At 72.0% G+C, this 26803-nt stretch carries 24 protein-coding genes, 2 tRNA genes and 1 pseudogene; 23 read left to right on the top strand and 4 right to left on the bottom strand.

What is annotated here, in order from left to right:
* From ACFYXS_RS39220 to ACFYXS_RS39170, 11 genes and pseudogenes are all read left to right on the top strand, one after another.
* A pseudogene (locus ACFYXS_RS39220) lies at nucleotides 1–111 on the top strand (6-phosphogluconate dehydrogenase); the annotation flags it as partial.
* A 66-nt stretch (nucleotides 112–177) separates the two neighbouring features.
* The gene (recF, locus tag ACFYXS_RS39215) at nucleotides 178–1308 is read left to right on the top strand and encodes a DNA replication/repair protein RecF (RefSeq protein WP_389256590.1); all 1131 of its coding nucleotides are present in this window, start codon (nucleotides 178–180) and stop codon (nucleotides 1306–1308) included.
* Nucleotides 1305–1841, top strand: coding sequence for a DciA family protein (locus ACFYXS_RS39210; protein ID WP_319663344.1), 537 nt, complete (start codon nucleotides 1305–1307; stop codon nucleotides 1839–1841). The genes recF and ACFYXS_RS39210 overlap by 4 nt, the downstream gene beginning before the upstream one ends.
* 270 nt (nucleotides 1842–2111) lie before the next feature.
* Nucleotides 2112–4154 carry a DNA topoisomerase (ATP-hydrolyzing) subunit B gene (gyrB, locus tag ACFYXS_RS39205; RefSeq protein WP_389256589.1) on the top strand — a complete coding sequence of 681 codons (2043 nt, stop codon included), beginning with the start codon at nucleotides 2112–2114 and terminating at the stop codon, nucleotides 4152–4154.
* A 43-nt stretch (nucleotides 4155–4197) separates the two neighbouring features.
* Nucleotides 4198–6777: a DNA gyrase subunit A gene (gene gyrA / locus ACFYXS_RS39200; protein WP_389256588.1), complete on the top strand. Its 2580-nt coding sequence runs from the start codon at nucleotides 4198–4200 to the stop codon at nucleotides 6775–6777.
* Between the two features lie 6 nt (nucleotides 6778–6783).
* On the top strand, nucleotides 6784–7491 hold the full coding sequence (locus tag ACFYXS_RS39195) for a DUF3566 domain-containing protein (RefSeq protein ID WP_389256587.1): 708 nt from the start codon (nucleotides 6784–6786) through the stop codon (nucleotides 7489–7491).
* 53 nt (nucleotides 7492–7544) lie between these two features.
* Nucleotides 7545–7621, top strand: a tRNA-Ile gene (locus ACFYXS_RS39190).
* Between the two features lie 230 nt (nucleotides 7622–7851).
* Nucleotides 7852–8280: a hypothetical protein gene (locus ACFYXS_RS39185; protein WP_389256586.1), complete on the top strand. Its 429-nt coding sequence runs from the start codon at nucleotides 7852–7854 to the stop codon at nucleotides 8278–8280.
* Between the two features lie 281 nt (nucleotides 8281–8561).
* Nucleotides 8562–8702 carry a DLW-39 family protein gene (locus tag ACFYXS_RS39180; protein ID WP_319132034.1) on the top strand — a complete coding sequence of 47 codons (141 nt, stop codon included), beginning with the start codon at nucleotides 8562–8564 and terminating at the stop codon, nucleotides 8700–8702.
* 156 nt (nucleotides 8703–8858) lie between these two features.
* The gene (locus ACFYXS_RS39175; RefSeq protein WP_389256585.1) at nucleotides 8859–10340 is read left to right on the top strand and encodes a hypothetical protein; all 1482 of its coding nucleotides are present in this window, start codon (nucleotides 8859–8861) and stop codon (nucleotides 10338–10340) included.
* The gene (locus tag ACFYXS_RS39170; RefSeq protein WP_389256584.1) at nucleotides 10337–11563 is read left to right on the top strand and encodes a hypothetical protein; all 1227 of its coding nucleotides are present in this window, start codon (nucleotides 10337–10339) and stop codon (nucleotides 11561–11563) included. Before ACFYXS_RS39175 ends, ACFYXS_RS39170 begins: the two co-directional genes overlap by 4 nt.
* Before the next feature lie 24 nt (nucleotides 11564–11587).
* Here the strand turns inward: ACFYXS_RS39170 and ACFYXS_RS39165 are convergent, their stop codons facing one another.
* Nucleotides 11588–12853, bottom strand: coding sequence for a serine/threonine-protein kinase (locus ACFYXS_RS39165; protein ID WP_389256583.1), 1266 nt, complete (start codon nucleotides 12851–12853; stop codon nucleotides 11588–11590).
* Nucleotides 12846–13424, bottom strand: coding sequence for a helix-turn-helix domain-containing protein (locus tag ACFYXS_RS39160; protein WP_389256582.1), 579 nt, complete (start codon nucleotides 13422–13424; stop codon nucleotides 12846–12848). The genes ACFYXS_RS39165 and ACFYXS_RS39160 overlap by 8 nt, the downstream gene beginning before the upstream one ends.
* Nucleotides 13425–13533: 109 nt before the next feature.
* Here ACFYXS_RS39160 and ACFYXS_RS39155 point away from each other — a divergent pair.
* The 4 genes from ACFYXS_RS39155 to ACFYXS_RS39140 all read left to right on the top strand — a co-directional run bounded on the left by ACFYXS_RS39155 (nucleotide 13534) and on the right by ACFYXS_RS39140 (nucleotide 19084).
* Nucleotides 13534–13606 (top strand) — tRNA-Ala (locus ACFYXS_RS39155).
* Between the two features lie 101 nt (nucleotides 13607–13707).
* Entirely contained in the window at nucleotides 13708–14082 is a 375-nt protein-coding gene (locus ACFYXS_RS39150; protein WP_389256581.1) for a VOC family protein, read from the top strand.
* Between the two features lie 35 nt (nucleotides 14083–14117).
* Nucleotides 14118–17435, top strand: coding sequence for a BTAD domain-containing putative transcriptional regulator (locus tag ACFYXS_RS39145; RefSeq protein ID WP_389256580.1), 3318 nt, complete (start codon nucleotides 14118–14120; stop codon nucleotides 17433–17435).
* A 56-nt stretch (nucleotides 17436–17491) separates the two neighbouring features.
* Nucleotides 17492–19084 carry an MFS transporter gene (locus tag ACFYXS_RS39140; protein ID WP_389256579.1) on the top strand — a complete coding sequence of 531 codons (1593 nt, stop codon included), beginning with the start codon at nucleotides 17492–17494 and terminating at the stop codon, nucleotides 19082–19084.
* A gap of 80 nt (nucleotides 19085–19164) precedes the next feature.
* Here the strand turns inward: ACFYXS_RS39140 and ACFYXS_RS39135 are convergent, their stop codons facing one another.
* Nucleotides 19165–19932 (bottom strand): DUF5324 family protein, encoded by a 768-nt coding sequence (locus ACFYXS_RS39135; protein ID WP_389256578.1) that lies wholly within the window; start codon nucleotides 19930–19932, stop codon nucleotides 19165–19167.
* A 216-nt stretch (nucleotides 19933–20148) separates the two neighbouring features.
* Here ACFYXS_RS39135 and ACFYXS_RS39130 point away from each other — a divergent pair, with 216 nt between their 5' ends.
* Together ACFYXS_RS39130 and ACFYXS_RS39125 are read left to right on the top strand one after the other, a co-directional pair.
* Nucleotides 20149–20676 carry a peptidylprolyl isomerase gene (locus ACFYXS_RS39130; RefSeq protein WP_389256577.1) on the top strand — a complete coding sequence of 176 codons (528 nt, stop codon included), beginning with the start codon at nucleotides 20149–20151 and terminating at the stop codon, nucleotides 20674–20676.
* Between the two features lie 73 nt (nucleotides 20677–20749).
* A complete protein-coding gene (locus ACFYXS_RS39125; RefSeq protein ID WP_389256576.1) occupies nucleotides 20750–21616 on the top strand; it encodes a rhomboid family intramembrane serine protease in 867 nt (288 codons plus the stop codon).
* 241 nt (nucleotides 21617–21857) lie between these two features.
* On the opposite strand, the gene crgA is transcribed toward ACFYXS_RS39125, so the two are convergent.
* A complete protein-coding gene (gene crgA / locus ACFYXS_RS39120; RefSeq protein ID WP_319663327.1) occupies nucleotides 21858–22112 on the bottom strand; it encodes a cell division protein CrgA in 255 nt (84 codons plus the stop codon).
* Nucleotides 22113–22247: 135 nt separating this feature from the next.
* Here crgA and ACFYXS_RS39115 point away from each other — a divergent pair, with 135 nt between their 5' ends.
* The 6 genes from ACFYXS_RS39115 to ACFYXS_RS39090 are packed head-to-tail and all read left to right on the top strand — an operon-like array spanning nucleotide 22248 to nucleotide 26797.
* A complete protein-coding gene (locus tag ACFYXS_RS39115) occupies nucleotides 22248–23015 on the top strand; it encodes a DUF881 domain-containing protein (RefSeq protein WP_389256575.1) in 768 nt (255 codons plus the stop codon).
* The gene (locus ACFYXS_RS39110; protein WP_389256592.1) at nucleotides 23015–23725 is read left to right on the top strand and encodes a class E sortase; all 711 of its coding nucleotides are present in this window, start codon (nucleotides 23015–23017) and stop codon (nucleotides 23723–23725) included. Before ACFYXS_RS39115 ends, ACFYXS_RS39110 begins: the two co-directional genes overlap by 1 nt.
* Before the next feature lie 41 nt (nucleotides 23726–23766).
* Nucleotides 23767–23943, top strand: a complete 177-nt coding sequence (locus tag ACFYXS_RS39105) for a hypothetical protein (RefSeq protein ID WP_389256574.1) — start codon at nucleotides 23767–23769, stop codon at nucleotides 23941–23943.
* The gene (locus ACFYXS_RS39100; RefSeq protein WP_389256573.1) at nucleotides 23940–24575 is read left to right on the top strand and encodes an aminodeoxychorismate/anthranilate synthase component II; all 636 of its coding nucleotides are present in this window, start codon (nucleotides 23940–23942) and stop codon (nucleotides 24573–24575) included. The genes ACFYXS_RS39105 and ACFYXS_RS39100 overlap by 4 nt, the downstream gene beginning before the upstream one ends.
* A 4-nt stretch (nucleotides 24576–24579) precedes the next feature.
* A complete protein-coding gene (locus ACFYXS_RS39095; protein WP_389256572.1) occupies nucleotides 24580–26037 on the top strand; it encodes a class E sortase in 1458 nt (485 codons plus the stop codon).
* A gap of 31 nt (nucleotides 26038–26068) precedes the next feature.
* Nucleotides 26069–26797: a class E sortase gene (locus ACFYXS_RS39090; protein WP_389256571.1), complete on the top strand. Its 729-nt coding sequence runs from the start codon at nucleotides 26069–26071 to the stop codon at nucleotides 26795–26797.
* Nucleotides 26798–26803: the final 6 nt, after the last annotated feature.

Genomic DNA, 26803 nt, shown 5'->3' with positions numbered 1-26803 from the left:
GCGTCGCTCTTCGCGCGCTTCGCCTCCCGCCAGGACGACTCCCCGCAGATGAAGATGATCGCCGCGCTGCGCAACCAGTTCGGCGGCCACGCCGTGGAGACCAAGAAGTAGCCGCGCAAGCAGCCATGTCCACCGGGTGCCCACCGCGCCCACGAGGGAAGGAGGCGTCGCACAGCCATGCACGTCGCGCATCTGTCGCTCGCCGACTTCCGCTCCTACGCCCGGGTCGAGGTCCCGCTCGACCCGGGCGTCACCGCTTTCGTCGGGCCCAACGGCCAGGGCAAGACCAATCTGGTCGAGGCGGTCGGCTATCTGGCCACCCTCGCCAGCCACCGGGTCGCCAGTGACGCGCCGCTGGTGCGCATGGGCGCGGACCGCGCGATCGTGCGGGCTGCCGTGGTCCAGGGTGAGCGCCAGCAACTGGTGGAGCTGGAGATCAACCCGGGTCGTGCCAACCGCGCCCGGCTCAACCGCTCCTCCCAGGTCCGCCCACGCGATCTGCTGGGCATCGTCAGGACCGTGCTGTTCGCCCCCGAGGACCTGGCCCTGGTCAAGGGTGATCCCGGGGAGCGCCGGCGTTTCCTCGACGAGCTGCTGACCGCCCGCGCGCCCCGGATGGCGGGCGTGCGCAGTGACTACGAACGCGTGCTCAAGCAGCGCAACACCCTGCTCAAGTCGGCGGCCATGGCCCGCCGGCACGGCGGCCGCGGCGCCGACCTGTCCACCCTCGACGTGTGGGACCAGCACCTGGCCCGGGCCGGCGCCGAGCTGCTGGCCCAGCGCCTGGACCTGACGCACGCGCTGCAGCCGCTGGCCGACAAGGCGTACGAGCAGCTGGCACCGGGCGGCGGGCCGGTCGCACTGGAGTACCGCAGCTCGGTCGGCGAGCGCATCGCCGGGGCGTCCGGCCGCGAGGAGCTGTACGGGCTGCTGCTGGAGGCACTCGGGGAGGTCCGCAAGCAGGAGATCGAGCGCGGGGTCACCCTCGTCGGCCCGCACCGCGACGACCTGTCCCTCAACCTGGGCCGGCTTCCCGCCAAGGGGTACGCGAGCCACGGGGAGTCCTGGTCGTACGCCCTGGCCCTGCGGCTGGCCTCGTACGACCTGCTGTGCGCCGACGGAGGTGAGCCGGTGCTGGTGCTCGACGACGTCTTCGCCGAGCTGGACGCCCGGCGCCGCGATCGCCTGGCGGAACTGGTGGCCCCCGGCGAGCAGGTGCTCGTGACGGCGGCCGTGGACGACGACGTGCCGGGCGTGCTGGTCGGCGCCCGTTACGCGGTGGAGAGCGGCGGCGTGGAGCGGGTATGAGCGAGCAGCAGGCACAACCTCCCGCGCAGGACAAACCGCTGTCCGGCGTCGACCTGGCGCGGGTGGCCCTGCGCGCGGCCAAGGAGCAGGCGCGGGCCAAGGGCGCCGCGGCCCAGCAGAAGAAGCAGGCCCGCCGCGGCGGGCTGCGCAGTGGTGCCCGGGCCGACGGCCGCGATCCGCTGCCGCTCGGCGCGGCGATCAGCCGCCTGATCACCGAGCGCGGCTGGGAGGCTCCCGCCGCCGTCGGCGGGGTGATGGGCCGCTGGCCGCAATTGGTCGGTGACGACGTGGCGCTGCACTGCCAGCCGCAGCGGTACGACGAGGAGGAGCGGGTCCTCACCGTCCAGTGCGACTCCACGGCCTGGGCGACCCAGCTGCGGCTGCTCGCCCCGACCCTGGTGGCCAGGCTCAATGCCGATCTCGGTCACGGCACGGTCAAGCTGATCAAAGTCCTGGGACCGGGGGGACCGGTGCGTTCCTACGGTCGTCTGAGGGCTCCCGGGAGCCGTGGGCCGGGCGATACGTACGGATAGGCCGCAAACCTGCTGTGCGTAATCAGGTCGAAGCCCTGTGCGCCCGCGTGAGCGGTTTTGAGACCCGGTGCGCGTGTAGGGAGTCGGCAGGAGGCACTTCCGTCGGGTACACGGGAACTCAGGTACCGCCAAAGCCCCATCTATGTCGGCGCTACCGGTAGACTGGTGGCAAGACGCCCGCCCCTGGCCTCCGGCACTGGGGGATCCCAGCGGGACCCGTCGATCGATGTCGAAGTGATGCAGCCGAACCCGCTCCGCGGGCTCCGGCTCGTGCTGTGCCAGAAAGGGCGCTTCGTGGCCGATTCCGGCAACCCCAACGAGATCAATACGTCCGCAGCCGACGGCTCCGCCGCGCCCCCGCACGGGGGCGCGTACGACGCCAGCGCGATCACCGTCCTCGAGGGCCTGGACGCGGTTCGCAAGCGCCCGGGCATGTACATCGGCTCGACGGGCGAGCGCGGCCTGCACCACCTGGTGTACGAGGTCGTCGACAACTCCGTCGATGAGGCGCTGGCCGGTCACGCGGACACCATCCTGGTCACGATCCTCGCCGACGGCGGCGTGCGCGTGATCGACAACGGCCGCGGCATCCCGGTGGACATCGTGCCGTCGGAGGGCAAGCCGGCCGTCGAGGTCGTGCTCACCGTGCTGCACGCGGGCGGCAAGTTCGGCGGCGGCGGCTACGCCGTCTCCGGCGGTCTGCACGGCGTCGGCGTCTCCGTGGTGAACGCCCTGTCGAACCGGGTCTCGGTCGAGGTCAAGCGTGAGGGCTTCCGCTGGACCCAGGACTACAAGCTCGGTGTCCCCACCGCTCCGCTGCAGAAGAACGAGCCGGTCTCCGAGACCGGTACGAGCGTGACCTTCTGGGCCGACGGCGACATCTTCGAGACCACCGAGTACTCCTTCGAGACGCTGTCGCGGCGTTTCCAGGAGATGGCCTTCCTCAACAAGGGCCTGACGATCTCGCTGACCGACGAGCGCCCCGAGCACGCGGACATCGAGAACGAGGGCCAGCCCCGCACGGTCTCGTACCACTACGAGGGCGGCATCGTCGACTTCGTGAAGTACCTCAACTCGCGCAAGGGCGAGACGGTCCACCCCTCGGTGATCGACATCGAGGCGGAGGACAAGGGGCGCCTGCTCTCGCTCGAGGTCGCGATGCAGTGGAACACCCAGTACAGCGAGGGTGTCTACAGCTTCGCGAACACCATCCACACCCATGAGGGCGGCACTCATGAGGAGGGCTTCCGCGCCGCGTTGACCACGCTGGTCAACAAGTACGCGCGCGAGAAGAAGTTCCTCCGCGAGAAGGACGACAACCTCACGGGCGAGGACATCCGCGAGGGTCTGACGGCGATCATCTCGATCAAGCTCGGCGAGCCGCAGTTCGAGGGCCAGACCAAGACCAAGCTGGGCAACACCGAGGCGAAGACCTTCGTCCAGAAGGTCGTGCACGAGCACCTGACGGACTGGCTGGACCGCAACCCCAACGAGGCCGCGGACATCATCCGCAAGTCGATCCAGGCGGCCACCGCCCGCGTCGCCGCCCGCAAGGCACGCGACCTGACGCGCCGCAAGGGGCTGCTGGAGACGGCGTCCCTGCCGGGCAAGCTGAGCGACTGCCAGTCCAACGACCCCAGCAAGTGCGAGATCTTCATCGTCGAGGGTGACTCCGCCGGCGGTTCGGCCAAATCCGGCCGCAACCCGCAGTACCAGGCGATCCTCCCGATCCGCGGCAAGATCCTCAACGTGGAGAAGTCGCGGATCGACAAGATCCTGCAGAACACGGAGATCCAGGCGCTGATCTCGGCCTTCGGCACCGGTGTGCACGAGGACTTCGACATCTCCCGGCTGCGGTATCACAAGATCATTCTGATGGCGGACGCCGACGTCGACGGCCAGCACATCAACACCCTGCTGCTGACCTTCCTGTTCCGCTTCATGCGTCCGCTGGTCGAGGCCGGTCACGTGTACCTCTCCCGTCCCCCGCTCTACAAGATCAAGTGGGGCCGGGACGACTTCGAGTACGCGTACTCCGACTCCGAGCGCGACGCCCTGATCGAGCTGGGGCGGCAGAACGGCAAGCGCGTGCGCGAGGACTCGATCCAGCGCTTCAAGGGCCTCGGTGAGATGAACGCCGAGGAGCTGCGGGTCACCACCATGGACGTCGACCACCGGGTGCTGGGCCAGGTCACCCTGGACGACGCGGCCCTCGCCGACGACCTCTTCTCGGTGCTGATGGGCGAGGACGTCGAGGCCCGGCGCTCCTTCATCCAGCGCAACGCCAAGGATGTCCGCTTCCTCGACATCTGAGTCGGCCCCCATCAGCCGCAGCTCGAAAGGACTTTGACCAGCAATGGCCGACGACAACACTCCCGTCACGCCCGAGGGCCCCGAGGGCGCCGCCGCGACGGGCATCATGCGGATCGAGCCCGTGGGGCTCGAGACGGAGATGCAGCGCAGTTACCTCGACTACGCGATGTCCGTCATCGTCTCCCGCGCGCTGCCGGACGTCCGTGACGGACTCAAGCCGGTCCACCGCCGCGTGCTGTACGCGATGTACGACGGCGGTTACCGCCCCGAGCGCGGCTTCTACAAGTGCGCCCGCGTCGTCGGCGACGTCATGGGCACGTACCACCCGCACGGCGACTCCTCGATCTACGACGCGCTGGTCCGTCTCGCGCAGCCGTGGTCGATGCGCATGCCGCTGGTCGACAGCAACGGCAACTTCGGTTCCCCGGGCAACGACCCGGCGGCCGCCATGCGGTACACCGAGTGCAAGATGGCGCCGCTGTCCATGGAGATGGTCCGGGACATCGACGAGGAGACCGTCGACTTCCAGGACAACTACGACGGCCGCAACCAGGAGCCGACGGTCCTGCCGTCGCGCTTCCCGAACCTGCTGATCAACGGCTCCGCCGGTATCGCGGTCGGCATGGCGACCAACATCCCGCCGCACAACCTGCGCGAGGTCGCCGAGGGCGCCCAGTGGTGCCTGGCCAACCCCGACGCGTCGAGCGAGGAGCTGCTGGAAGCCCTCATCGAGCGCATCAAGGGCCCCGACTTCCCGACCGGCGCCCTGGTGGTGGGCCGCAGGGGCATCGAGGAGGCCTACCGCACCGGCCGCGGCTCCATCACGATGCGCGCGGTCGTCGAGGTCGAGGAGATCCAGGGCCGGCAGTGCCTGGTCGTCACCGAGCTGCCGTACCAGGTGAACCCGGACAACCTGGCCCAGAAGATCGCCGACCTGGTGAAGGACGGCCGCGTCGGCGGCATCGCCGACGTCCGCGACGAGACCTCGTCGCGCACCGGCCAGCGCCTGGTGATCGTGCTCAAGCGCGACGCCGTCGCCAAGGTCGTGCTGAACAACCTCTACAAGCACACGGACCTGCAGACGAACTTCGGCGCCAACATGCTGGCGCTGGTCGACGGCGTGCCGCGCACGCTCTCGCTCGACCAGTTCATCAAGCAGTGGGTGACCCACCAGATCGAGGTCATCGTCCGCCGGACCCGCTTCCGGCTGCGCAAGGCCGAGGAGCGCGCCCACATCCTGCGCGGTCTGCTCAAGGCCCTGGACGCGATCGACGAGGTCATCGCCCTGATCCGGCGCAGCGCGACGGTCGACGTCGCGCGCGAAGGCCTGATGGGCCTGCTGGAGATCGACGAGATCCAGGCCAACGCGATCCTGGAGATGCAGCTCCGCCGCCTGGCGGCCCTGGAGCGGCAGAAGATCGTCCAGGAGCACGACGAGCTCCAGGCGAAGATCAACGAGTACAACCGCATCCTGGCCTCGCCCGAGATGCAGCGCGGCATCATCAGCACGGAGCTGACGGCGATCGTCGAGAAGTTCGGCGACGACCGGCGCTCGGCACTGGTGCCCTTCGACGGCGACATGTCCATCGAGGACCTGATCGCCGAGGAGGACATCGTCATCACGATCTCCCGCGGCGGTTACGTCAAGCGCACCAAGACGGACGACTACCGCTCCCAGAAGCGCGGCGGCAAGGGCGTGCGCGGTACGAAGCTGAAGGAAGACGACATCGTCGACCACTTCTTCGTCACCACCACGCACCACTGGCTGCTGTTCTTCACCAACAAGGGCCGGGTCTACCGCGCCAAGGCCTACGAGCTGCCGGACGCCGGCCGCGACGCCCGCGGGCAGCACGTGGCCAACCTGCTGGCCTTCCAGCCGGACGAGCAGATCGCCCAGGTGCTGGCCATCCGCGACTACAACGCGGCGCCCTACCTGGTGCTCGCCACCCGTTCGGGCCTGGTGAAGAAGACCTCGCTCAAGGACTACGACTCGCCCCGTGCGGGCGGTGTCATCGCGATCAATCTGCGCGAGACCGAGGACGGCGGCGAGGACCTGCTGATCGGTGCGGAACTGGTCGGCCCGGCCGACGATCTGCTCCTGGTGAGCCGCAAGGCGCAGTCCATCCGCTTCACGGCGACGGACGACGCGCTGCGGCCGATGGGCCGGGCGACATCGGGCGTCAAGGGCATGAGCTTCCGCGAAGGGGACGAACTGCTCTCGATGAATGTCGTCCGACCGGGTACGTTCGTCTTCACCGCCACCGATGGCGGGTACGCCAAGCGGACCAGTGTGGACGAGTACCGCGTCCAGGGCCGCGGCGGACTCGGCATCAAGGCGGCGAAGATCGTCGAGGACCGGGGTTCACTGGTCGGGGCGCTGGTGGTCGAGGAAACGGATGAGATCCTGGCCATCACACTCGGCGGCGGAGTGATCCGCACCCGCGTCAACGAGATCCGCGAGACCGGGCGTGACACCATGGGCGTCCAACTGATCAACCTCGGTAAGAGGGATGCCGTTGTGGGCGTCGCACGCAATGCCGAGGCGGGGGCGGAGGCCGAAGAGGTCGTCGCCGCCGAAGAGGCCGAGGGCGAGCAGCCCGCGGCCGCCGAGTCGGAGGAGTAAGTAGCCGTGAGTGGAGCCGAGGGCGCCGCGGGTGGGACGGGCGCGGAAGGGGCGCAGCCGATGCCGGCTGCGGCTCCGGACGCGATCGGTGGTGCCCCTGGCTCACGTACGGACAGCGGCCCGCATCAGGGGGGAACCACCGTGACTGACACCCGTCCGCCGCACCACCAGCACGCGGTGCGACAGCAGACGCAGACCTACGGGGCCGTGCCCGGCGCCCCCGAGCAGCCCCAGCAGGCCCCCCAGGGCCCGCACCAGCCGCCGCAGGCGTACGCGCCCCCGGCGGGGCCCCCGGCCACCGCAGGCGTCCGCCAGCCCCGTCCGGCGGCCCGGCAGGTCCCGCGGACCCGCAAGGCCCGGCTGCGGGTGGCCAAGGCCGACCCGTGGTCGGTGATGAAGGTCAGCTTCCTGCTCTCCATCGCCCTGGGTGTCTGCACGATCGTGGCGGTCGCCGTCCTGTGGATGGTGCTCGACACCATCGGCGTCTTCAGCACGGTCGGCGGCACCCTCAGCGAGGCCACCTCGTCCGGCTCGGACGGCGGCTTCGACCTGGTGTCCTTCCTGTCGCTCTCGCGGGTGCTGACCTTCACGTCGGTCATCGCCGTCATCGACGTGGTGCTGGCCACCGCCCTGGCCACGCTCGGCGCCTTCATCTACAACATGTCGGCGGGCATGGTCGGCGGCGTCGAGCTGACCCTGGCGGAGGACGAGTAACCGATTTTGGGACATGGCCCCGCGTGCGCTAATCTTTCAACGCGACGCAGCGCGGGGCTATAGCTCAGACGGTTAGAGCGCTTCCCTGATAAGGAAGAGGCCACAGGTTCAAGTCCTGTTAGCCCCACCAGCGTGAAGGGCCCCGGGAAATTCCCCGGGGTCCTTCGGCATTCCCGGGTGATATCGGCCGGGGCGCGGCGGACCGTGACGCGCCTCACGGCTCTCTGCCGGCGGCCGCGTATGTACATTGCTCGGCAGCAACGGCGGGGCGGCGCATGCGCCCCGGGGGGCGTGGTGCCTGCGAGCGGGAGCGAGCGCCACTGGAGCGGGGCATGGCATGTTCGGTTGAACATCGCCGCCATGCACGTGAGCGGCGTGGTGCTGGCCGTCGGCTTCTTCTGGATCCCGGCCGTGTCCGCGGTGACGTACGGCCAGACGGCCGGGCTGATGGCGTGGCTGCTGATGGTCCACGTCGTTCTCCAGATTCCCGCAGGCCTCCTTGCCTCCCGGTGGGCGGCCCGCGGTCAGGTGCTCAGGGCCGGGCCGGCCGCGCTGGGTCTCGCCACGGCGGTGACCTGGGCGCTGTATCTCTGCGCGGGGCGTGAGCCGTCGATGCAGGCCCTGTGGGCGCAGAGCTGGGGATGCCTCTGCGTGTCCCTGTGCGCTTACGTGTGGCTGTGCACGCTGCGGCGTTCCACCGTGGAGCGGCTCGCCGGACGGTTCGCGGAGGCGTTCCAAGAACTCGCCGCGTGGGCCCTGTTGCGTCCGCCGAGGCGCGGCCCCCACTGACGTCGGCGGGTGCGGGGAGGTGCGGGGAGGTACGGCTGGGGCCGGTGGGGCGCTGCCGGAACCGGTTTCACGTGGAACCGACCCGGTGAGGCGGGAGACGACGCGTTCGACGCCCCGCCCGGTACGCGCTGGGCGGGCCTCGGCTTTCATCCGGACGGACCGTTTCCTCACCTCACGTACTACCGTTGGGGTGGATAGACAGATCACCGTTCGATATCGACCGGTGTGTATAGTCGGGCTGGTCGGAGGACCCCCCAACGCAAGAAGGACGAGGTCGCGCGGTGAAGAAGTTGCTCCTGGTCGCACTGGCCGCCATCGGCGGTCTTCTCGTGTACCGCCAGATCCAGGCGGACCGCGCCGAGCAGGACCTGTGGACGGAGGCGACCGACTCCGTTCCCGCCGGTTCCGGCGCGAGCGTCTGAGGCGGGCAAGGCCCGCGTCGCACAAGGATTCCCGAAGCCCCGGCCACGATGTGGCCGGGGCTTCGTCGTTGCGTGACCGTGACGGGATCCCCTTGAATTTGCTCTCGCAAATCAATAGCGTCACCGCAGCCGACGATGTGCGAGGGGGAACGGCACATGCGACGAGGAAAGGCGCTGCCGGCGCACGGGTACGCACCGCGCACGGCGCCGCTGGTGTGCGCCGTGGGCGTGGCGCTGCTCGCGGCCGGAGCCGTCCCGGCGGCGGCCGAGGGAGAGCCCGCCGGCTGCGACGGCACCCGCCTGCTGCAGCCCGTGCACGCGGCGGGGTGCGGTGCCGTCGTCGGGCACGGCACCCACCACGAGACGTCCGATCCGGCGGCGCTCGCACGGCAGTTGACCAGCGCCTCGACGCTCACCGCGGACGTGGACCCGGACGCGTACCGCCTGCGGGGCAAGCGGGTGGGCGGGGGCGGCAGCGCCAGGACGGCACCGGTCCTGATGCCAGGTCAGTACACCGACACCATCGGGCCCGGTGAGACGCGCTGGTACGCGGTCGACCTCGACGCCGCCGCCACCGCCGACCTGGCGGTCACCGCGGCGCCGCGCACAGGCGCCGAGGTCGCCCATGGCGACGGGATCGAACTGCGCCTCGGCGCCCCGGGCCCGTACTCCCCGGCCTGCGGAACGGACGTCGCGCACTTCGGGCAGGACGAGGGTGCCATGGTGCTCAGCGGCGCCGTCGGCCGCGTCCCGTCCGCCGACGGGCACGGAGGCTGCGACACGGCGGGGCGCTACGCGCTGTCCGTGCACCGCACCACCGACGCCCGCTCGGACCGGGCACGTTGGCCGGTCGAACTGCGCTACGGCACCGAGGCACCGCTCCCCGCCGGGACCACCCCGGCGCCCGCCGCGACGCGGTTCGGGGAGGCGCCCGCGGCGCCGGCCGGGACGCCCCGGGACGTCGAGGGCGGCACCGGCTTCAACGACGCGCCGCGGCTGCGCAGGGGCGTGTGGCGGGACGCGCTGCTGCCCGGGCGGACCCGCTTCTACAAGGTGCGGGTGGGCTGGGGACAACGGCTCGTGTACGCCGCTGAGTTCGCCAATGCGCCCGTGCCGGGAGGGGACGGGCCCACGGCGCCGTCCTTCGTGGCGACCGCGGCCTACGGGCCGGACCGGCAGCCCGTCGAGGACGCCTCCGGGGTCCCGCAGCGGCGTGTCTACACGGGGCGCCCCGTGTCGGTGGGACTCGGTACGGTGCCGGTGTCCTGGACCAACCGCTGGGTCGCCGGAGGCGCGGCGCCGGGCGCCCGCGCCAGTGGTGACTACTACGTCGCCGTGTCGCTGGGGCCGGGTGCGGCGCGCCTCGCCCGCGACGCGGCGGTGGGGGTCGTCCTGCGCATGGACGTGACGGGGACGGAGCTGGCCGGTCCGCAGTACAAGGCGGCCGCGCGGGACGGTGGTTCGCCGTCCCAGGCAGGCGGGACGCACATCGCGGCGGGTGCCGCGGGCGGCGGTGCGCACGGGGGAGGATTCATGACCGCGGACGACGTGATCGCGGCGGGTGCGGGCGGCGCTGTGGCGCTCGTCGGGGTCGCGGCGGTGGCCGCGCTGAGCCGGCGGCGGAGGGACCAGACGTGATCCGCAGGATGGTGGCGGTCGTGGTGGCCGCGTTTCTGCTGCCCGCCGGGCCGGCGGGGGCGGCCTTCGCCGATTCGGCCGCGCCGGGCCGGCAGCCGCGCGGCGAGGTGGTGCGGGGTGAGCCGAGCACCGCCGATGCGCCTCAGCTGACGGCCGGTGTGCTGTACCGGGACACCCTGCCCCCGGGTGAGGACGCGCGGCACTACGCCGTCCGGCTCGACGCGAAGAACTCGGCCTACCTCGCCGTCTTCGCGCTCCCCGAGCCGGGCAGCGAGGTGGCGTTCGGGGACGGTCTCGACCTGAGCCTGGAGAGCACCGACGGCACCCGCTGCGACAGCGGCTACCGCACCTTCTCCGCCGACGGCGCCGCCCGGCCGCTGGGCACCTGGGTCACGCGCACGATCGGCGCGGACGAGCCGTGCCAGGAGGCGCACGCCTACATCCTGTCCGTGACCCGCAAGTCCGCGGGCACCTCCGACCCGGCGCCGTGGCCGCTCCGGATACGCCTCACGACCGAGCCGCCGCTCGCCTCCGGCGCCACACCGGGGCCCGCCGCGAGCGCGGGCACGCAGACCCCCGCGCCCGCGGCCGGCACCGCGCGCGGGGCGGCGGGCGGCGCCGACTTCGCCGGAGCGGCGGAACTCGGCGCGGGCGTGTGGAGGGACGAGGTGCCGCCAGGGCAGACCCGTTTCTACGAGGTGCCGGTGGACTGGGGGCGACAGGCCTGGATCGACGCCGAGTTCGCCAACGCGCAGGTGACGAGGGCGGGCGGCTTCGCGGCCTCGGGCGTGCGGGTGGAGCTCTACAACCCGCGCTGGGGCTTTGTCGGCGGGGCCGGCGGCTCGTACTCCGGGAAGCAGACCTCCGTCACGGCGACCACCGGAAGGGTCGCCTACGCCAACCGCTGGGAGCCCGAAGACAAGGTCTCCGCGGCGCGCTTCGCCGGCCCGTACTACGTGGCGGTCACCGTACACCGGGATGTCGCGGGCTTTGTGCGCGGCGCGATTCCCGTCACGCTGAGGATCGGCCTGGAGGGCGATGCGCAGGCCGCTCCGCGGTACGACGGCGACCCCGACGCGGACCTCGGCCTGCCGGGGGAGGAGAGCTCCGGGGGTGAATCGGCCCTGCGGCCGGCCGGGTTCGCCTCCCTGGGCGCGGGGACCGTACTGCTGCTGTCGCTGGCGGTGTGGGTGGCGTCCGCCCGGCGGCGAACCGGGGCGTGATCCGGCGGGCGGTGCGGTACGGCCTCAGGAGGACGCCGACAACGCCCAGATGCCGAAGGCGAAGCACAGGGCGGCCACCAGTAGCACGGGCACGACCACCGTGGCGGGAGGGCCCGGACGGCGCGTCCTGACGGCTCCGGCGGGCTGGTGCGCGGGAACCGGCGGTGTGCCCGCTCCCCCGCCGCCCGCCGTGTACGGGCGCGTGGGTGCCGGGGCGGCGGGGGGCCGCGTCGGCGGGGCCGGCGGGGTCGGGGGAAACGGGGCCAACGGGGTCATCGGGGTAACGAGGACCGCCGGCACCGAGGGCAACGGCGGCGGCAGACGGAAGCTGCCGGTGTCGGCAGGGTCCTCCGTGTCGTCCGTGTCGTCCGTGCCCCCGGTGTGCTCCGACTCCCGCGCCCCCGGCGCCCGATGCACCGGGCCGTCGGGGGAGAAGCCCTCGGGCAGCGGGCCGATCTGGTCGAAGACCTCCACCGGTTCCTCGCCGGGATCCGCTGCGGGCAGCAGTTCCACGGCGGCGGCCAGCGCCTTGCGGGCGCCGGACGCGGTGCGGAAGCGGGCCTCGGGGTCGGGCTGCAGCAGCGTCCCGACGACCTCCCACAACGGCCCGGGGACGCCGAGGGGCGCCCGCGGCATTCCGTGCACGTACTGGACGGCGACCGCCTCGGCGTCCGGCTTGGCGCCGCTCAGCAGGTAGAGCGCCACCAGCCCGGCGGCGTACAGGTCGGCGGGGAAGTCCGGGTCGGCGCCCATCATCTGCTCGGGTGCGAAGTAACCGGGCGTGCCGACCACGTAGTCGGCGGCGGTGAGGCGGGGCTCGCCCTTGCGCATCGCGATGCCGAAGTCCGACAGCCGCAGATGCGGGCGGCCGGTGCCGGTCGCCTCCATCAGGAGGTTCGCCGGTTTGATGTCGCGGTGCACCACGCCCTCGGCGTGCACCGCGGTCAGCCCGGACAGCAACTGGTCCAGCAGGGCGCACACATAGCGCGGGGGCAGCGGGCCGTAGTCGCCGATGAGGTGCGCCAGCGAACCGCCGCGCACCAGTTCCATGGTGAACAGCACCTTGTCGTCGTCGGCGGCCCAGCTCGCGGGGGCGAGGACGTGAGGGTGGTCGATGCGCATCGCCTGCTCGCGGACGAAGCGCAGCAGCGCGTGGGCGTCGCTCTGCTGCAGCACCTTGGCCGCCACATAGCGGCCGCGCCGCCGGTCCCAGGCCCGCCACACCGTGCCCGCACCGCCGCGCCCGACCGGGTCGACCAGCTCGTACCGGCCCGCGAAGACCTCACCCATGCCCTGCGTCCGCCCCCTGTGACCGCTGCTGGTGCGCCTCGTAGTGCCGCACCGCGTCCTCGGCGGGTCCGGCGCCGTACACACGGAGGAACTCTGCCAGTTGGGGGTGGTCCGGGGCGAGGGAGTCGGCGGCTTCGGCGATCTCGCCGGCCGGCGCCGTCGCGCGCAGCAGCGTGCGCAGCTCGTGGACGACGCGGCGCGCGGGCGGCAGCGGCTGCCCGGCGGACGAGCTCTGTGTCGTGCCCAGCACCGAGGATCCTTCGGACCGGCGGATCTCCTCCATCCGTCCGGCCGCCTCCACGGGGGTGACGATTCCGTCGGCGGCCTCCGCGCCGAGTTCCCGCAGCGCCTGGAGCCGTTGCACGACCGAGGGATTGCCGATCTTGGCTCGCTGCCCGCTCATCAGCTGCGACAGCATCGGCGCCGAGAGCCCCAGGACCCCTGCCAGACGGGCCTGGTTGAGCCCCAGATCGGCCATCAGCCGCCGGAAGAGCGCCCCGAGCGGCTCGCCGTACCAGGTGCGCTGCATCTCCCGGGCGCGAGCGGTGGCGTCCTGCTGCGAGGTGTCCATACGGGCTCCTGACGGGGGACCTTTGCGGCCGCGAACTTGCCCGTCATCCTACGGACACGGATACTCGGTCGGTGATCGTCGCGGCAGCCGGTACGCTGGTCTGCGGCACGGGGCCTTAGCTCAGTTGGTAGAGCGCCGTCTTTGCATGGCGGATGTCAGGGGTTCGACTCCCCTAGGCTCCACAGTCCCCCGACCGGGCCGGAACCTCATCGAGGTGCCGGCCCGTCGTCCTTTCCGCCCCGTTCGGAGGGCGGCCCGCCCGGCGCTTGGGCATGCTGGAGCCATGTTCGGAAAAACGAGGGCGTTCAGCGGCTTCGCCGTGGACGACATCGAGAGGGCCAGGGAGTTCTACGGGGACACGCTGGGGCTGGACGTCTGCGAGGAGCACGGACTGCTGACCCTGCGGATCGAGGGCGGCACCCGGGTGCTGGTGTACCCGAAGCCGGGCCACACCCCGGCCTCGTTCACCGTCCTGAACTTCCCCGTCGAGGACATCGACGGGGCGGTCGAGCAGCTGATCCGGCGCGGCGTCACCTTCGAGCGCTACCCCGGCATCGACCACGACGAGAAGGGCATCGCCCGTGCCACCGGCGGCCCGCCCATCGCCTGGTTCACCGATCCTGCGGGCAACATCCTCGCCGTCCTCCAGCAGGACTGATCCGTTCGGGCGGACGGTGCGGCACAATCGGCGGCGTGCGGTTCGGGATTCTGGGGGAGACGCGGGCCCTGCGGCCCGACGGGGAGACCGCTTCGGCGGGCGGGCCAGGCCGCCGCGCGCTGCTCGCGATGCTGCTGCTGGAGACCGGGCGGATCGTCAGCACCGAGCGACTGATCGACGGCCTGTACGGCGAGGAGCCGCCGGCCGGCGTGGGCAACGCCCTCCAGTCGCAGGTCTCCCGGCTGCGCTCGGCGATCGGGGCACCCGTGGAGAGCCACCCGGGCGGCTACCGGCTCGCGGTACCCCGGGACGAGGTCGACGTCCACCGCTTCGAGCGGCTCGCCGCCGAGGGCCGCGAGGCACTGGCCGCCGGCGGTACCGAGCGGGCGGCCGGGCTGCTCCGTGAGGCGCTCGGGCTGTGGCGGGGGTCCGCGCTGTCGGACGTGGGCGACGCGCCCTTCGCCGGGCCGCAGATCACCCGGCTGGAAGAACTGCGCGTCGCGACGCTGGAGGACCGGATCGCCGCGGACCTCACACTCGACGCCCACCGGCACGGCGAGCTGGCGGCCGAACTGCGCGAACTGGTGGCCGCTTATCCGCTCCGCGAACGGCTGCGAGCCCAGTTGATGCGGGCGCTGTACAGCTGCGGGCGCCAGTCCGAGGCGCTGGCGGTGTACGAGGACGCGCGCCGCGAGCTGGCCGACAACCTGGGCGCCGACCCCGGCCCGGAGCTCGCCGGGACGCATCTGGCGGTGCTGCGCGGCGACCCGGCTCCGGTGGTCCGTACGGTGCCCGTTTCCCGCGCTTCGGGTGTTTCACGTGAAACATCTGCCACCGCCCGGCCCGTCGGGTCACCGCCTCCGCTGCACGCGCTGCCGGCCCCGCTCACCAGCTTCGTCGGCCGTGAGGAGGAGCTGGAGCGGATCGGGTCGCTGCTGGCCGGTGCGCGGCTGGTCACCCTGGTCGGGCCGGGAGGTGCGGGAAAGACCCGGCTCGCCGTCGAGGCGGCGGGCCGGTACGGCGGGGAGGCGTGCTTCGTCGACCTGTCCGGCCTCACCCACGGAACGGCGGTGCCCCAGACGGTCGCCGGGGCGCTGGGGCTGCGCGAGGCGGGCCCGCTGTCCTCCGCCGGCCGGGAGGCGGGGGCGCCCGGTCCCCTCGCGCGGCTCACGGCCGCGCTCACCGATCGCGACCTGCTGCTGGTGCTGGACAACTGCGAGCACCTGATCGACGACGTGGCGCGTCTCACCCACGGCCTGCTGTCCGCCTGTGCCGGTCTGCGCGTCCTGGCGACCAGCCGCGAGGCGCTGGGGATCACCGGGGAGGCGCTGTCCCCGCTCGCGCCGCTCCCGCTGCCCGAGGACGGGGCGGACGACGCCGCCGTGCTCGCCTCCCCCGCCGTCCGGCTGCTCGTCGACCGGGCCGCGGCGGCCGGATCCGCGGAGAGCCTGCCGGACCCCGGGGCAGCCGCCCGTATCTGCCGGGCCCTGGACGGTATGCCGCTCGCCATCGAGCTGGCCGCCGCCCGGCTGCGCTCGCTCTCCGCCGCCGAGATCGCCGACCGGCTCGACGCCCTCCCCGGGGCCGTCGGCGCCGGGGACCGCTTCCGGCTGCTGTCCCGCGGCAGCCGTACCGCGCAGCCGCGCCAGCGCACCCTGCGCGGGGTCGTCGACTGGAGCTGGGAGCTGCTGTCGGAGGAGGAGCGGACCGTCCTGCGCCGGGCGTCCGTCTTCGCCGGCGGCTGGACCCTCGCCGCGGCCGAGGCGGTCTGCGCCGGACCGGCGGAGGGTGTGCCGGGCGCCCCGGGGATCGACGCCGACGACGTGCTGGACCTGCTCGCCTCGCTCGCCGACAAATCACTGGTGGTCGTCCGGCGTCCCGAGGGCGGCGCCGCCCGGGGGACCCGCTACCGGCTGCTGCAGACCATCCGCGCCTACGCCGCCGACCGTGCGGCGGAGGCCGGGGAGACCGAGCGGCTGCGCCGTGCGCACGCCGCCTGCTTCCTCGACCTGGCGCTGACCGCGGACCCCCATCTGCGGCGCGCCGAACAGCTCGACTGGCTGGACCGCCTGGCCGCCGACCACGACAACCTGCACTCCGCCCTGCGCGGCGCGGTCGGCGCGGGGGACACCGCCGTCGCCCTGCGGCTGCTCGCCGCCCTGTGCACGTACTGGATGCTCCGCGGCATGCGCTACGAAGGCGCCCAGCCCGCCGTCGAACTGCTCCGGGCGACCGGGACGGGCCCGCCGCAGGGGCTGGACGAGGAGTACGCGCTGTGCGTGATGACGGCCGCCGCCGGCACCGCCGACCAGAGTGAACTCGCCGAGCACTTCGCCTCCGTGGGCGAGGTCGTGCGCCGGCTCGGCGGCCTGCCCCGCCGCTTCCCCGTGCTCAATCTGCTGTGGGCGCCCTTCTCCGGCGTCCCCGACACCGAGACGTACGCGGTGTACCAGCGGGAGCTGGCCGCGATGGCCGAGGAGCCCTGGCAGACCGCGCTCATGCACATCGGCTCGGGATTCCAGCGGTGGATGGTGGAGGGCGACATCGAGGCGGCGGAGGTGGAGTTCACCGCCGCGCTCACGGCCTTCCGCACACTCGGCGACCGCTGGGGCGCCACCATGGCCCTCACCCAGCTGGCCTGGCTCTCCGGGGCCCGCGGCGATCTGCCGCGCGCCGCGCGCCTCGTGGACGAGGCACTGACCGTCGCCCGGGAGATCGGTGCCACGGAGAACGTCGCGGAACTGCTCGGCGAGCGCGGCAAGAGCGCTGTCCGTGCCGGCCGTGCCGACCGGGCCCGGGCCGACTTCACCGCCTGCCTGGAGCTCGCCCGCAGGAGCGGCGCCCGGGAGATGCTCGCCGGTGCCCACCTCGGTCTCGGCCAGTGCGCGCGGCTGGAGGGCGACCTCGCCGAGGCGCGCCGGCTGTGCGAACTGGCTCTGTCGGAGTGTCTGACCGGCTGGTACACCGGCGAGGGCGCGCGTGCCGAGACGCTCATCGCGCTGGGCCGGATCGCCCTGGCGGAAGGCCGTCCCGAGCAGGCCCGTGTCTGCTTCCTCGAGGCGGCCGACCCCGCGCACGGCGCCCGGAACCTGCCCCTGGCGGCAGCCCTCGCCGAGGCCCGGGCGGACCTCTCGCTCGCCGAGGGCGACCCTGCCGCGGCCGCCGAACTCCTCGGTGTCGCCCGCGCCCTGCGCGGTCCGTCGGTGCCCGCGCTCCCCGAGTCCGACCGCACCGACGCCGCCGTACGCACCGCGCTGGGGGCCGCCGGGTACGAGACGGCGTACGCACGTGGGGCGGGGCTTTCCGCGGACCGGGCCCTGCGGGCGCTGACCAGGTCCTCCGCCGGCGCGTAACCACCGGTCAGCGCGTGGTGCGCGGCCGGTCAGCGCGCCCGGCCACCGTTGCGCCCATGACGACGACACGCACCGTTCCGACCCCGCGGGCCCCCGGCCCCGCCCGCCACCGGTGGGCCGCGCTGGCCATCTGCTGCCTGGGCGCCATGCTCCTCGGCATCGACAACAGCGTCCTCAACTACGCCATCCCGTCCCTGCTCAGGGACATGCACCCGAGCGGCACCCAGATCCTGTGGATCTCCGACGTCTACGGCTTCGCCATGGGCAGCCTGCTGGTCGTCATGGGCAATCTGGGCGACCGCCTCGGCCGCAAGCGGCTGATGCTCCTCGGTGCCGCCGCCTTCGGTGTCGCCTCGTTCCTCACCGCGTACGCCCCCGGCCCGGGGCTGCTCATCGCCGGGCGGGCCCTGCTGGGCGTGGCCGGCGCGATGATGGTGCCGTCGACCCTGTCCCTGCTGCGCCACGCCTTCACCGACCCCAAGGAACGCACCACCGCGATCGGCATCGGCAGCGGTATCGGCGCCGCGAGCTTCGCGCTCGGCCCGGTGGTCGGCGGGCTGCTGCTGGACCACTTCTGGTGGGGCTCGGTCTTCCTGGTCAACGTCCCGCTGATGGCCGTCGTCCTGGTGGCTGGGGCACTGGTGCTGCCCGAGTCGCGCAACCCGCGCCCGGGGCGGCTGGACTGGCCCGGGGTCCCGCTGTCGGTGGTCGGGGTGCTGGGCACCATCTACGCGATCAAGACCGGGTTCCGGGACGGCGCGGGCCACGCGCCGGTGTGGATCGCGGCGGCGGTGGGAGTCGCGGCACTGCTGTTCTTCGTCCGCCGCCAGGTCCGGGTCGAGGAACCGCTGATCGACCTGCGGCTGTTCCGCAACCCCGCCTTCAGCGGCGCGGTCGGCGCCAACCTGGTGATGATCTTCGCCTCGTCCACGCTGTCGCTGGCCTTCGCGATGTACTTCCAGACCGTCCGCGGCTGGTCGCCGTTCAGCGCGGGCCTGGCACTGCTGCCCGGCCCGCTCGCCGCCGCCTTCGCCGCGCCGCTCGCCACCGCGCTGATCCCGCGTCTCGGGCGGGCCAGGGTCGTGGCCCTGGGCCTCGTCCTGGTGGCGGCGAGCACCGCGGTCCTCGGGCAGCTGTCCGACCCGGGCACGCCCTACGGACAGTTGCTGGCGCCGCTGGTCGCCAACGGCATGGGCATCATGCTGATCGTCTCGGTCACCAACGACACGATCCTGGCGAGCGCCCCCAAGCACCGCACCGGCGCGGCCGCCGCCGTCTCGGAGACGGCGATGGAGATGGGCGGCTCACTGGGAATCGCCGTTCTCGGCTCCGTCCTCGGATCGGTCTACCGCGACGCCCTGGTCCTGCCCGCCGGGCTGCCCGACAGCGCGGCACGGGCCGCGCGTGAGTCGGTCGGCGGGGCGGTGGAGACCGGTGCCCGGATCCAGGGCGCGGCGGGGGCCGCGCTGACGGACTCCGCCAAGGACGCGTTCTGCCACAGCATCCAGGTCACGACGCTGGCCGGCGCGCTGCTCATCGCCTGCGGCGCGGTCGTCGTCCGCTGGGCCCTGCGCGCGGTGCCCGCGGAGATCCGCGACCCCGAGGCGGATCCGGAGGTCACCGACCTTCCGGTGCCCGCGCGGCGGTGAGCCGGCACGTACAGCGGGAGGGCGGCGGACCGCATGGTCCGCCGCCCTCCCGCGTCATGACGTCGTGCTCCGGGGCTGTCTCAGGGATACGTCTCCCCGTTGCCGGGCCGGTCCTTGGAGTCGGCCTCGGCCTGCTTGGCCTGCACCTCGGGGTCGAGGGCGTCGACCGGGGAGCCGTCGACCTTGCCGAACGCGGCGTCGGAGCCGACCCCGCCGTTGAGCGAGGCCCGGTCGGCGACCTCGGTGGCGGGCGCGGGCTCCACCAGCCAGTCGGGATTGGTCTGCTTGCTCCACCACTTCCAGGCCGCGAATCCGCCGCCCGCGACCAGGCCCACCAGGAGGAAGCCCCTGGCGAAGCGCCCGGTACGGGCGCGGCGCACCTTGCGGCGCTCCAGTTTGCGGATGTCGGCGGCCGTGACATGGCTGCGCAGCACGGCGACCGCGGCGGCCGCACGGACCGCGGCCTCCTCCGCTGCCGGCTGGGCGACCGACCGGACGGTGCTGACCGCCTGCTCCATGCGCGGGGCGGTGTAGTCCGCCGCCTGCCGGGCCGTCCTGCGGGTCCGCTGGGCGGCGGTGCCGACGGCCTGCTGCACTCCCGGTGGCACCGCCGCCAGGGCCTGGTCGACGCGCGACGCCAGGTGGGCGTCGTACTGCAGGCGGGCCGCGTCACGGGCCTGCAGGGCGGCCGACGACACCCTGGGTGCCAGATACAGCCGCGCCTCGTCCGCGTAGTGCGCGGCGCTGCCCTTCGCTGTGTCGGCGTACGGCGCCACCACGTCCGCGGCGTGTCGCACGCTGTCCTTCGTCCTTCCGGCTGCGTCGCGCACGCTGTCGATGCGGGTCACGAGAACCTCCTCCTCGGTGGCGTTACGTTTTCGCCTTTCCACCCGGTTTGAAATCATGCCCGTGACGACCGGGAACGGCATGTGCGTACGGGCATCCGGGTCAAGCCGGCGTCCGCCCGGGGTACCGCCGCGGGGCCGGTCCGCGACGGGGCGCGGGAGAAGCCCCGACGTGCGAGGATTTGTCCCTGTCGTCGAGGACTGATGGAAGGTAGACCCGTGGCCGAGCAGCTCCACGCCACCCTGAGGACCAACCACGGGGACATCACCGTCCGGCTGCTGCCGGACCACGCGCCGAAGACCGTCAAGAACTTCGTCGAGCTCGCCGAGGGCACCCGCGAGTGGACCGACCCGCGGACCGGCCGCCCCTCCACGGAGCACCTCTACGACGGCACGGTCTTCCACCGCGTCATCTCCGGTTTCATGATCCAGGGCGGCGACCCGCTGGGCAACGGCACCGGCGACCCGGGCTACCAGTTCGGCGACGAGTTCCACCCCGAGCTGGCCTTCACCAGGCCGTACCTGCTGGCCATGGCGAACGCCGGGCCGGCGACCAACGGCTCGCAGTTCTTCATCACCGTGTCCCCCACGACCTGGCTGACCCACAAGCACACCATCTTCGGCGAGGTCGTGGACCCGGCCAGCCAGAAGGTCGTGGACGCCATCGCGACGACCCCGACCAACCCGCGCACCGACCGCCCGGTGGAGGACGTCGTCATCGAGAGCGTGGTCATCGAGCGCCGGTAGGGCCTGCCGGGAACTCAACCACCCCGCCCGTCCGTCTGATGTGCGGGGCGATTCCGCGGTGAAGGGCTGAGAGATGACCGACCAGGCGGTCCGCTGCTACCGGCACCCGGACCGGGAGACCGGCATCCGGTGCTCGCGCTGCGAGCGGCCCATCTGCCCGGAGTGCATGGTCAACGCCTCGGTCGGCTTCCACTGCCCCGAGTGCGTGCGCGACGCGCGCCGGGAGGCGCAGGCCACCGGACCGCGCACGGTGGCGGGCGGCAGCGTGGCGGGCGACCCGCGGCTGGTGACCAAGATCCTCATCGGGCTGAACCTCGCGGTCTTCCTGCTCGTGCAGGCGCTCGGCGACCGGCTCGGCGACCGGGTGGTGACCGACCTGGCGCTGGTCGGGGCGGCCTGCGACCGTTCCGGCTGCTTCGGCGTCGCCCTGGGCGCGGACCAGTGGTACCGGTTGCTCAGTTCGATGTTCCTGCACCAGGAGCTGTGGCACATCGGCTTCAACATGCTGTCGCTGTGGTGGATCGGCGCCCCCCTGGAAGGGCTGCTCGGCCGGACCCGCTATCTCGTCCTCTACCTGCTGTCGGGCCTGGGCGGAGGCGCGCTGGTCCTGCTGCTGGCGGCGCCCAACGGCGCGACGCTCGGTGCGTCGGGCGCGATCTTCGGACTGTTCGGCGCGACGGCGGTCTTCATGCGGCGGCTGCGCTACGAGATGCGCCCGGTCCTGATCCTGCTGGCGCTGAACCTGGCCTTCACGTTCCTGTGGGCGGGCATCAGCTGGCAGGCCCACATCGGCGGGCTGGTCACCGGCGCCCTGGTGGCCGTCGGGATGGCCTACGCACCGCGTGAGCGACGCGCGCTCGTGCAGTGGGGGACGGCCGCGGCGATGCTGCTCGTGGTGCTGGTCGTCACCTGGGCGGCCGTCTCAAGAATCACCGGCTAGGCCGTAACCCGCTCTGTTGATCTGACGTTATCCACAGAGAAGGACAGCCATCCTGTGCATCCTGTGGGCAAGCCGTGCACGAGCCCGCACAGACCGTGTCTGACCTGCAAGATCAATGAAAGACCGGTGGCCCGTACATCGGACCACCGGTCACACCGGCGTCAACCCGGTAGTGGTTATCCACAGATCATGCGACCTTTTCAACACTGTGGATGACGGTTGTGGATAACTGTGCGATCGACTACTTCCACTGCGTGGAGACGACGAAGCCACCCGCGATGAAGCCGAAGCCCACGGCGATGTTCCAGTTGCCCAGCTGCTCCACGGGCCAGCTGCCCTGCGTCACATAGAAGATGACGATCCACGCCAGGCCGACCAGGAAGAGCGCCAGCATCAGCGGCGCGACCCAGCCCCTGCCGGTGCTGAGCTTTATGGCGGCGGTCTTCGCCGGCGGCGGGGTGAAGTCTGCCTTCTTGCGGATCCGTGACTTCGGCACGAGGGACTCTCCTGTCGATGCGCTGCGTGACCGCGCGTGTGACGTGTGGTGTGTTCTGGCGGGCGGCAGGGGAAACCAGCCGCCGGGCGTCCGTTAGCGTAGTGCTTCCAAGGGTTGGAAGGAGATAAGGCTACGGTGAGCACTCCGATCCACGCCTCCCCCACCCACCGTTCTGCCCGGTCTGTGGTGCTTCGCCTGCTCAGCGCGGCTGTCTTCGCCCTCGCCGGGCTGCTGTTCTGGGTGAGTTTCGACACTGCCAAGGGTGTGGACATCCGCACCGACGAGCCCCTGCTGCGGCTGTCGGACCGGGTCCAGGAGAAGAGCCGGCAGAACGAGGACCTCGACAACGAGCTCTCCGGGGTGCGCAAGGACGTCGACTCCCTCGCCCACGCCGACAGCGGGGTCAGCGACGCCACCCGCGACATGCTCGACCGGCTGTCGGCCGAGGCGGGCACGAGCAAGCTGAGCGGCCGCGCCGTCTCGGTCACCCTCAACGACGCTCCGCCGGACGCCACGCCGCTCATCCCCGGTGTGCCCGACCCGCAGCCCAACGACCTCGTGATCCACCAGCAGGACCTGCAGGCCGTCGTCAACGCCCTGTGGGCGGGCGGTGCCTCGGGCATCAAGGTCATGGACCAGCGGCTGATCTCCACCAGCGCGGTGCGCTGCGTCGGCAACACCCTGATCCTGCAGGGGCGCGTCTACTCACCGCCCTACAAGATCACGGCGGTGGGCGACCCCGGCAAGCTCCATAAGGCGATCGACCGGAGCCCCGCGATCCAGAACTACCTGCAGTACGTCAACGCCTACGGACTCGGATGGAAAGTCGAGGACGACAAGCGGGTGACGTTGCCCGGCTACTCCGGCACAGTGGATCTGCACTACGCCAAGCCTGTGGGGTGATCGCGGTGCGCCTGCTGGTGCGGACGCTGAGCGAGTTGTGCGTCACCGTGGGCGCGCTGATGGTGCTCTTCGTGGTCTACGTGCTCTTCTGGACCGGCTTACGGGCCGACAGCGCCATGGACGGCGAGATCCACCGGCTCCAGGACAGCTGGGCGACGCAACCGGTCGCCACCGTGCGGCCGTCCACCCCGCACAAGGTGCCGGATTCCGCGCGACCCGCTCCCGAGGTGACGCCGTATCCGCAGGGCAAGGCGTTCGCCGTCATGTACGTCCCCCGGCTCGGGCGCGCCTGGCACAAACCGGTACTGCAGGGGACCGGGACGGACACCCTCAAGCGGGGCCTGGGCCACTACGCGGACACCGCCCGCCTCGGCGGGGTGGGCAACTTCGCCGTCGCCGGCCACCGGCGCACCTACGGCGACCCGTTCAAGGACTTCCCGCGGCTGCGCAAGGGCGACGAGGTCGTCCTCACCGACGGCCGCACCTGGTACACGTACGAGATCGACCGCGCACCTTACCGCACGGTGCCCACCGACGTCGCGGTCGTCGATCCCGTGCCGGTGAAGTCCGGATACACCGTTCCCGGGCGCTATCTGACCCTGACCACCTGCGATCCCGAGTGGGGTCACAGCCACCGCCTCGTCACCTGGGGGCACCTGGAATCCACACAGCCCGTGGAGGACGGCATGCCGAAGGGAATGGCGGGCTAATCTTGGCGTGGCACGGGGAGCAGGGAGCAGGAAGGCAGCGCATGTACGGCTTCATCTGGAGGCACCTGCCGGGCAACGCGTGGGTGAAGGCGGCGATCTCGCTCGTCCTCGTCCTCGCCGTTGTGTACGTCCTCTTCCAGTACATCTTCCCTTGGGCGGAGCCACTGCTCCCCTTCAACGACGTGACCGTCGACCAGGGGATGGCGGCCGTCAGGTGAGCGCCCGCATCCTCGTCGTCGACAACTACGACAGCTTCGTCTTCAACCTGGTCCAGTACCTCTACCAGCTGGGTGCCGAGTGCGAGGTGCTCCGCAACGACCAGGTCGCCCTCGCCCACGCGCAGGACGGCTTCGACGGCGTCCTGCTCTCGCCGGGGCCCGGCACCCCCGAGGAGGCCGGGATCTGCGTCGACATGGTGCGGCACTGCGCGGCCACCGATGTCCCGGTCTTCGGTGTGTGCCTCGGCCTGCAGTCCATGGCGGTCGCCTACGGCGGCGTCGTGGACCGGGCCCCCGAGCTGCTGCACGGCAAGACCTCCCCGGTGTTCCACGAGGGGCGCGGCGTCTTCGCCGGGCTGCCGTCGCCTTTCACCGCCACCCGGTACCACTCCCTGGCGGTCGAACGTGACACCCTGCCCGAGGAGTTGGACGTCACCTCCTGGACGGAGAACGGCATCGTGATGGGCCTGCGGCACCGCACCGCCCGGGTGGAGGGCGTCCAGTTCCACCCGGAGTCGGTTCTCACCGAATGGGGACACCGAATGCTCGCCAACTGGCTGGTCGAGTGCGGCGACCAGGGCGCCGTCGAGCGTTCCGCGGGCCTCGCGCCTGTGGTCGGAACCAGGGCGTGATTGCGTGACCGCGCATCGGCACTTCGGTGACACCGCCGAATTCGCCGCCGCGGTGGAGCAGTTGGCCGACCCGCTCAACGACCCGCTGCCGAGCGCCTCGCGGCATGCGGACCGGTCCGGGGAGTCCCCGGACCAGGAGCAGGAGCCGCCTGCCCGGGAGCCGCGACGGACAGCGGAGGAGACCCCTGCGTTCACGCCGGGTCAGTACACGCCCCCGGCCCCGCGGCACGCGCAGCCGTCCGAGTACGAGCCGGCGGCCCCGGCACAGGCCCCGACCCCGACCCCGACCCCGGCAGCCCCGACTCCGTCCGCCCCGGTCTCCGTCCCGCCGTGGGAGGACCCGGCGCCGCAGGCGCCCGAAGGCCCCCGCGTCGTACGCCGCCGGCCCACCGAGGAGGAGCGGGCCACCGCCCGGCGCAGGGCGGCCGGCGCCCCGGGCGACACGATGGCGATGCCCGTCGTGGACGACCCCGGCATCCTCCCGCGCCGCTCCACGGAGACGGTCACCGGTCCCGGCACCGGGGACGGGCCGGAGGAGAGACCCGAACCGCCGCGCCCCGAGCGCGAGGACGACGGCGTCCCCGCGGTCGGCGGGCGCGCCGCCCGTCGCAAGGCCGCCCAGGAGGCCGCACGCCGCGGCGGGAGAGGCCGCAGGCGTTCCGGTGCCAACCCGGCGGCCCAGGACGCCACAGGGGCGCTCACGGCCCCGGACGCGTCCACTCCGGCAATGGCCTCGGCCCCCCGCTCCCGTCTGGAGGCGCGGCGTGCCGCCCGCGCGGCCAAGGACAGCCCCGGGGTGATCGCCAGCCGCGTCGTCGGCGAGGTCTTCATCACCTTCGGCGTGCTGATGCTGCTGTTCGTCACCTACCAGTTGTGGTGGACCAACGTCCTCGCCCACCAGCAGGCCGGCGGGGCCGCCAACAACCTCCAGAAGCAGTGGGAGGGCGAGAAGGCGACGCCCCGCGACCCCGGAGCGTTCTCACCCGGCCAGGGCTTCGCGATCATGTACATCCCCAAGCTGGACGTGAAGGCCCCCATCGCCGAGGGCACCGACAAGCACAAGGTGCTCGACAAGGGCATGATCGGGCACTACGACGGCCAGTTGGAGACGGCGATGCCCTGGGACAAGCAGGGCAACTTCGCGCTCGCCGCCCACCGCAACACCCACGGCGAACCGTTCCGCTACATCAACAAGCTGGTGGACGGGGACAAGGTCGTCGTCGAGACGGAGTCGACGTACTACACGTACGAGGTCACGAGCATGCTCGCCTCGACCCCGCCGTCCAACACCTCCGTCATCAAGCCGGTCCCCGACGGATCCGGCTTCACCAAGCCGGGCCGGTACATCACCTTGACCACCTGCACACCGGAGTTCACGAGCAAGTACCGGTTGATCGTCTGGGGCAAGATGGTCGAGGAACGGCCGCGTGACAAGGGCAAGCCGGACGCGTTGGTCGAGTAGGCCGGGTACGTACGCACAGATCGGGGCAGCGGTGACGACCACCCAGCAGGACCACCACCGGGAAACCGCGCCCTACCCGCGGCGCACCCGCGGCGGCGTCGCCGCCGTCGTCAGCCTGATCGGTGAACTCCTGATCACCGCCGGCCTGGTGCTCGGTCTCTTCGTCGTCTACTCCCTGTGGTGGACCAACGTCCTGGCCGACCGCCAGGCCCAGCACGACGGTGACGCCGTCCGCCGCCAGTGGGCCGTCGAGCAGCCGGGCAAGCTCGACACCAAGAACGGCATCGGCTTCCTCCATGTCCCCGCCATGGGCAAGGGCTTCGAGGTCCTGGTCCGCAAGGGCACCGGCACGGACGTCCTCAACGAGGGCGTCGCCGGCTACTACACCGACCCCGTGAAGTCGGCGATGCCCTGGGACAAGCAGGGCAACTTCACGCTCGCCGCCCACCGCGACGGCCACGGTGCCAAGTTCCACAACATCGACAAGATCAAGAAGGGCGACCCGGTCGTCTTCGAGGACCGCGACACCTGGTTCGTCTACAAGGTCTTCGCCGTCCTCCCCCAGACCTCGAAGTACAACGTCGAGGTGATCGACCAGATCCCCCGTGAGAGCGGCAGGACGAAGGCCGGTCGCTACATCACGCTCACGACCTGCACCCCCGTCTACACCTCCCGCTACCGCTACATCGTCTGGGCCGAACTCGTCCGCACCCAGAAGGTCAACGCGAAGCGGACGCCCCCGGCGGAGCTCGGCGGCTGATCCCAC

This window comes from Streptomyces sp. NPDC002574 (assembly GCF_042889545.1).
Taxonomy (GTDB): domain Bacteria; phylum Actinomycetota; class Actinomycetes; order Streptomycetales; family Streptomycetaceae; genus Actinacidiphila.
This window is presented reverse-complemented; position numbering and strand designations above follow the sequence as displayed.

Excerpts from the sequence above, each read along its gene's own strand:
- ACFYXS_RS39185 (WP_389256586.1), top strand. The coding sequence starts at position 7,852 with ATGCACGTGAGCGGCGTGGTGCTGGCCGTCGGCTTCTTCTGGATCCCG.
- ACFYXS_RS39160 (WP_389256582.1), bottom strand. The coding sequence starts at position 13,424 with ATGGACACCTCGCAGCAGGACGCCACCGCTCGCGCCCGGGAGATGCAG.
- gyrA (WP_389256588.1), top strand. The coding sequence starts at position 4,198 with ATGGCCGACGACAACACTCCCGTCACGCCCGAGGGCCCCGAGGGCGCC.
- ACFYXS_RS39175 (WP_389256585.1), top strand. The coding sequence starts at position 8,859 with ATGCGACGAGGAAAGGCGCTGCCGGCGCACGGGTACGCACCGCGCACG.
- ACFYXS_RS39210 (WP_319663344.1), top strand. The coding sequence starts at position 1,305 with ATGAGCGAGCAGCAGGCACAACCTCCCGCGCAGGACAAACCGCTGTCC.
- ACFYXS_RS39105 (WP_389256574.1), top strand. The coding sequence starts at position 23,767 with ATGTACGGCTTCATCTGGAGGCACCTGCCGGGCAACGCGTGGGTGAAG.
- ACFYXS_RS39125 (WP_389256576.1), top strand. The coding sequence starts at position 20,750 with ATGACCGACCAGGCGGTCCGCTGCTACCGGCACCCGGACCGGGAGACC.
- ACFYXS_RS39150 (WP_389256581.1), top strand. The coding sequence starts at position 13,708 with ATGTTCGGAAAAACGAGGGCGTTCAGCGGCTTCGCCGTGGACGACATC.
- ACFYXS_RS39165 (WP_389256583.1), bottom strand. The coding sequence starts at position 12,853 with ATGGGTGAGGTCTTCGCGGGCCGGTACGAGCTGGTCGACCCGGTCGGG.
- ACFYXS_RS39140 (WP_389256579.1), top strand. The coding sequence starts at position 17,492 with ATGACGACGACACGCACCGTTCCGACCCCGCGGGCCCCCGGCCCCGCC.
- recF (WP_389256590.1), top strand. The coding sequence starts at position 178 with ATGCACGTCGCGCATCTGTCGCTCGCCGACTTCCGCTCCTACGCCCGG.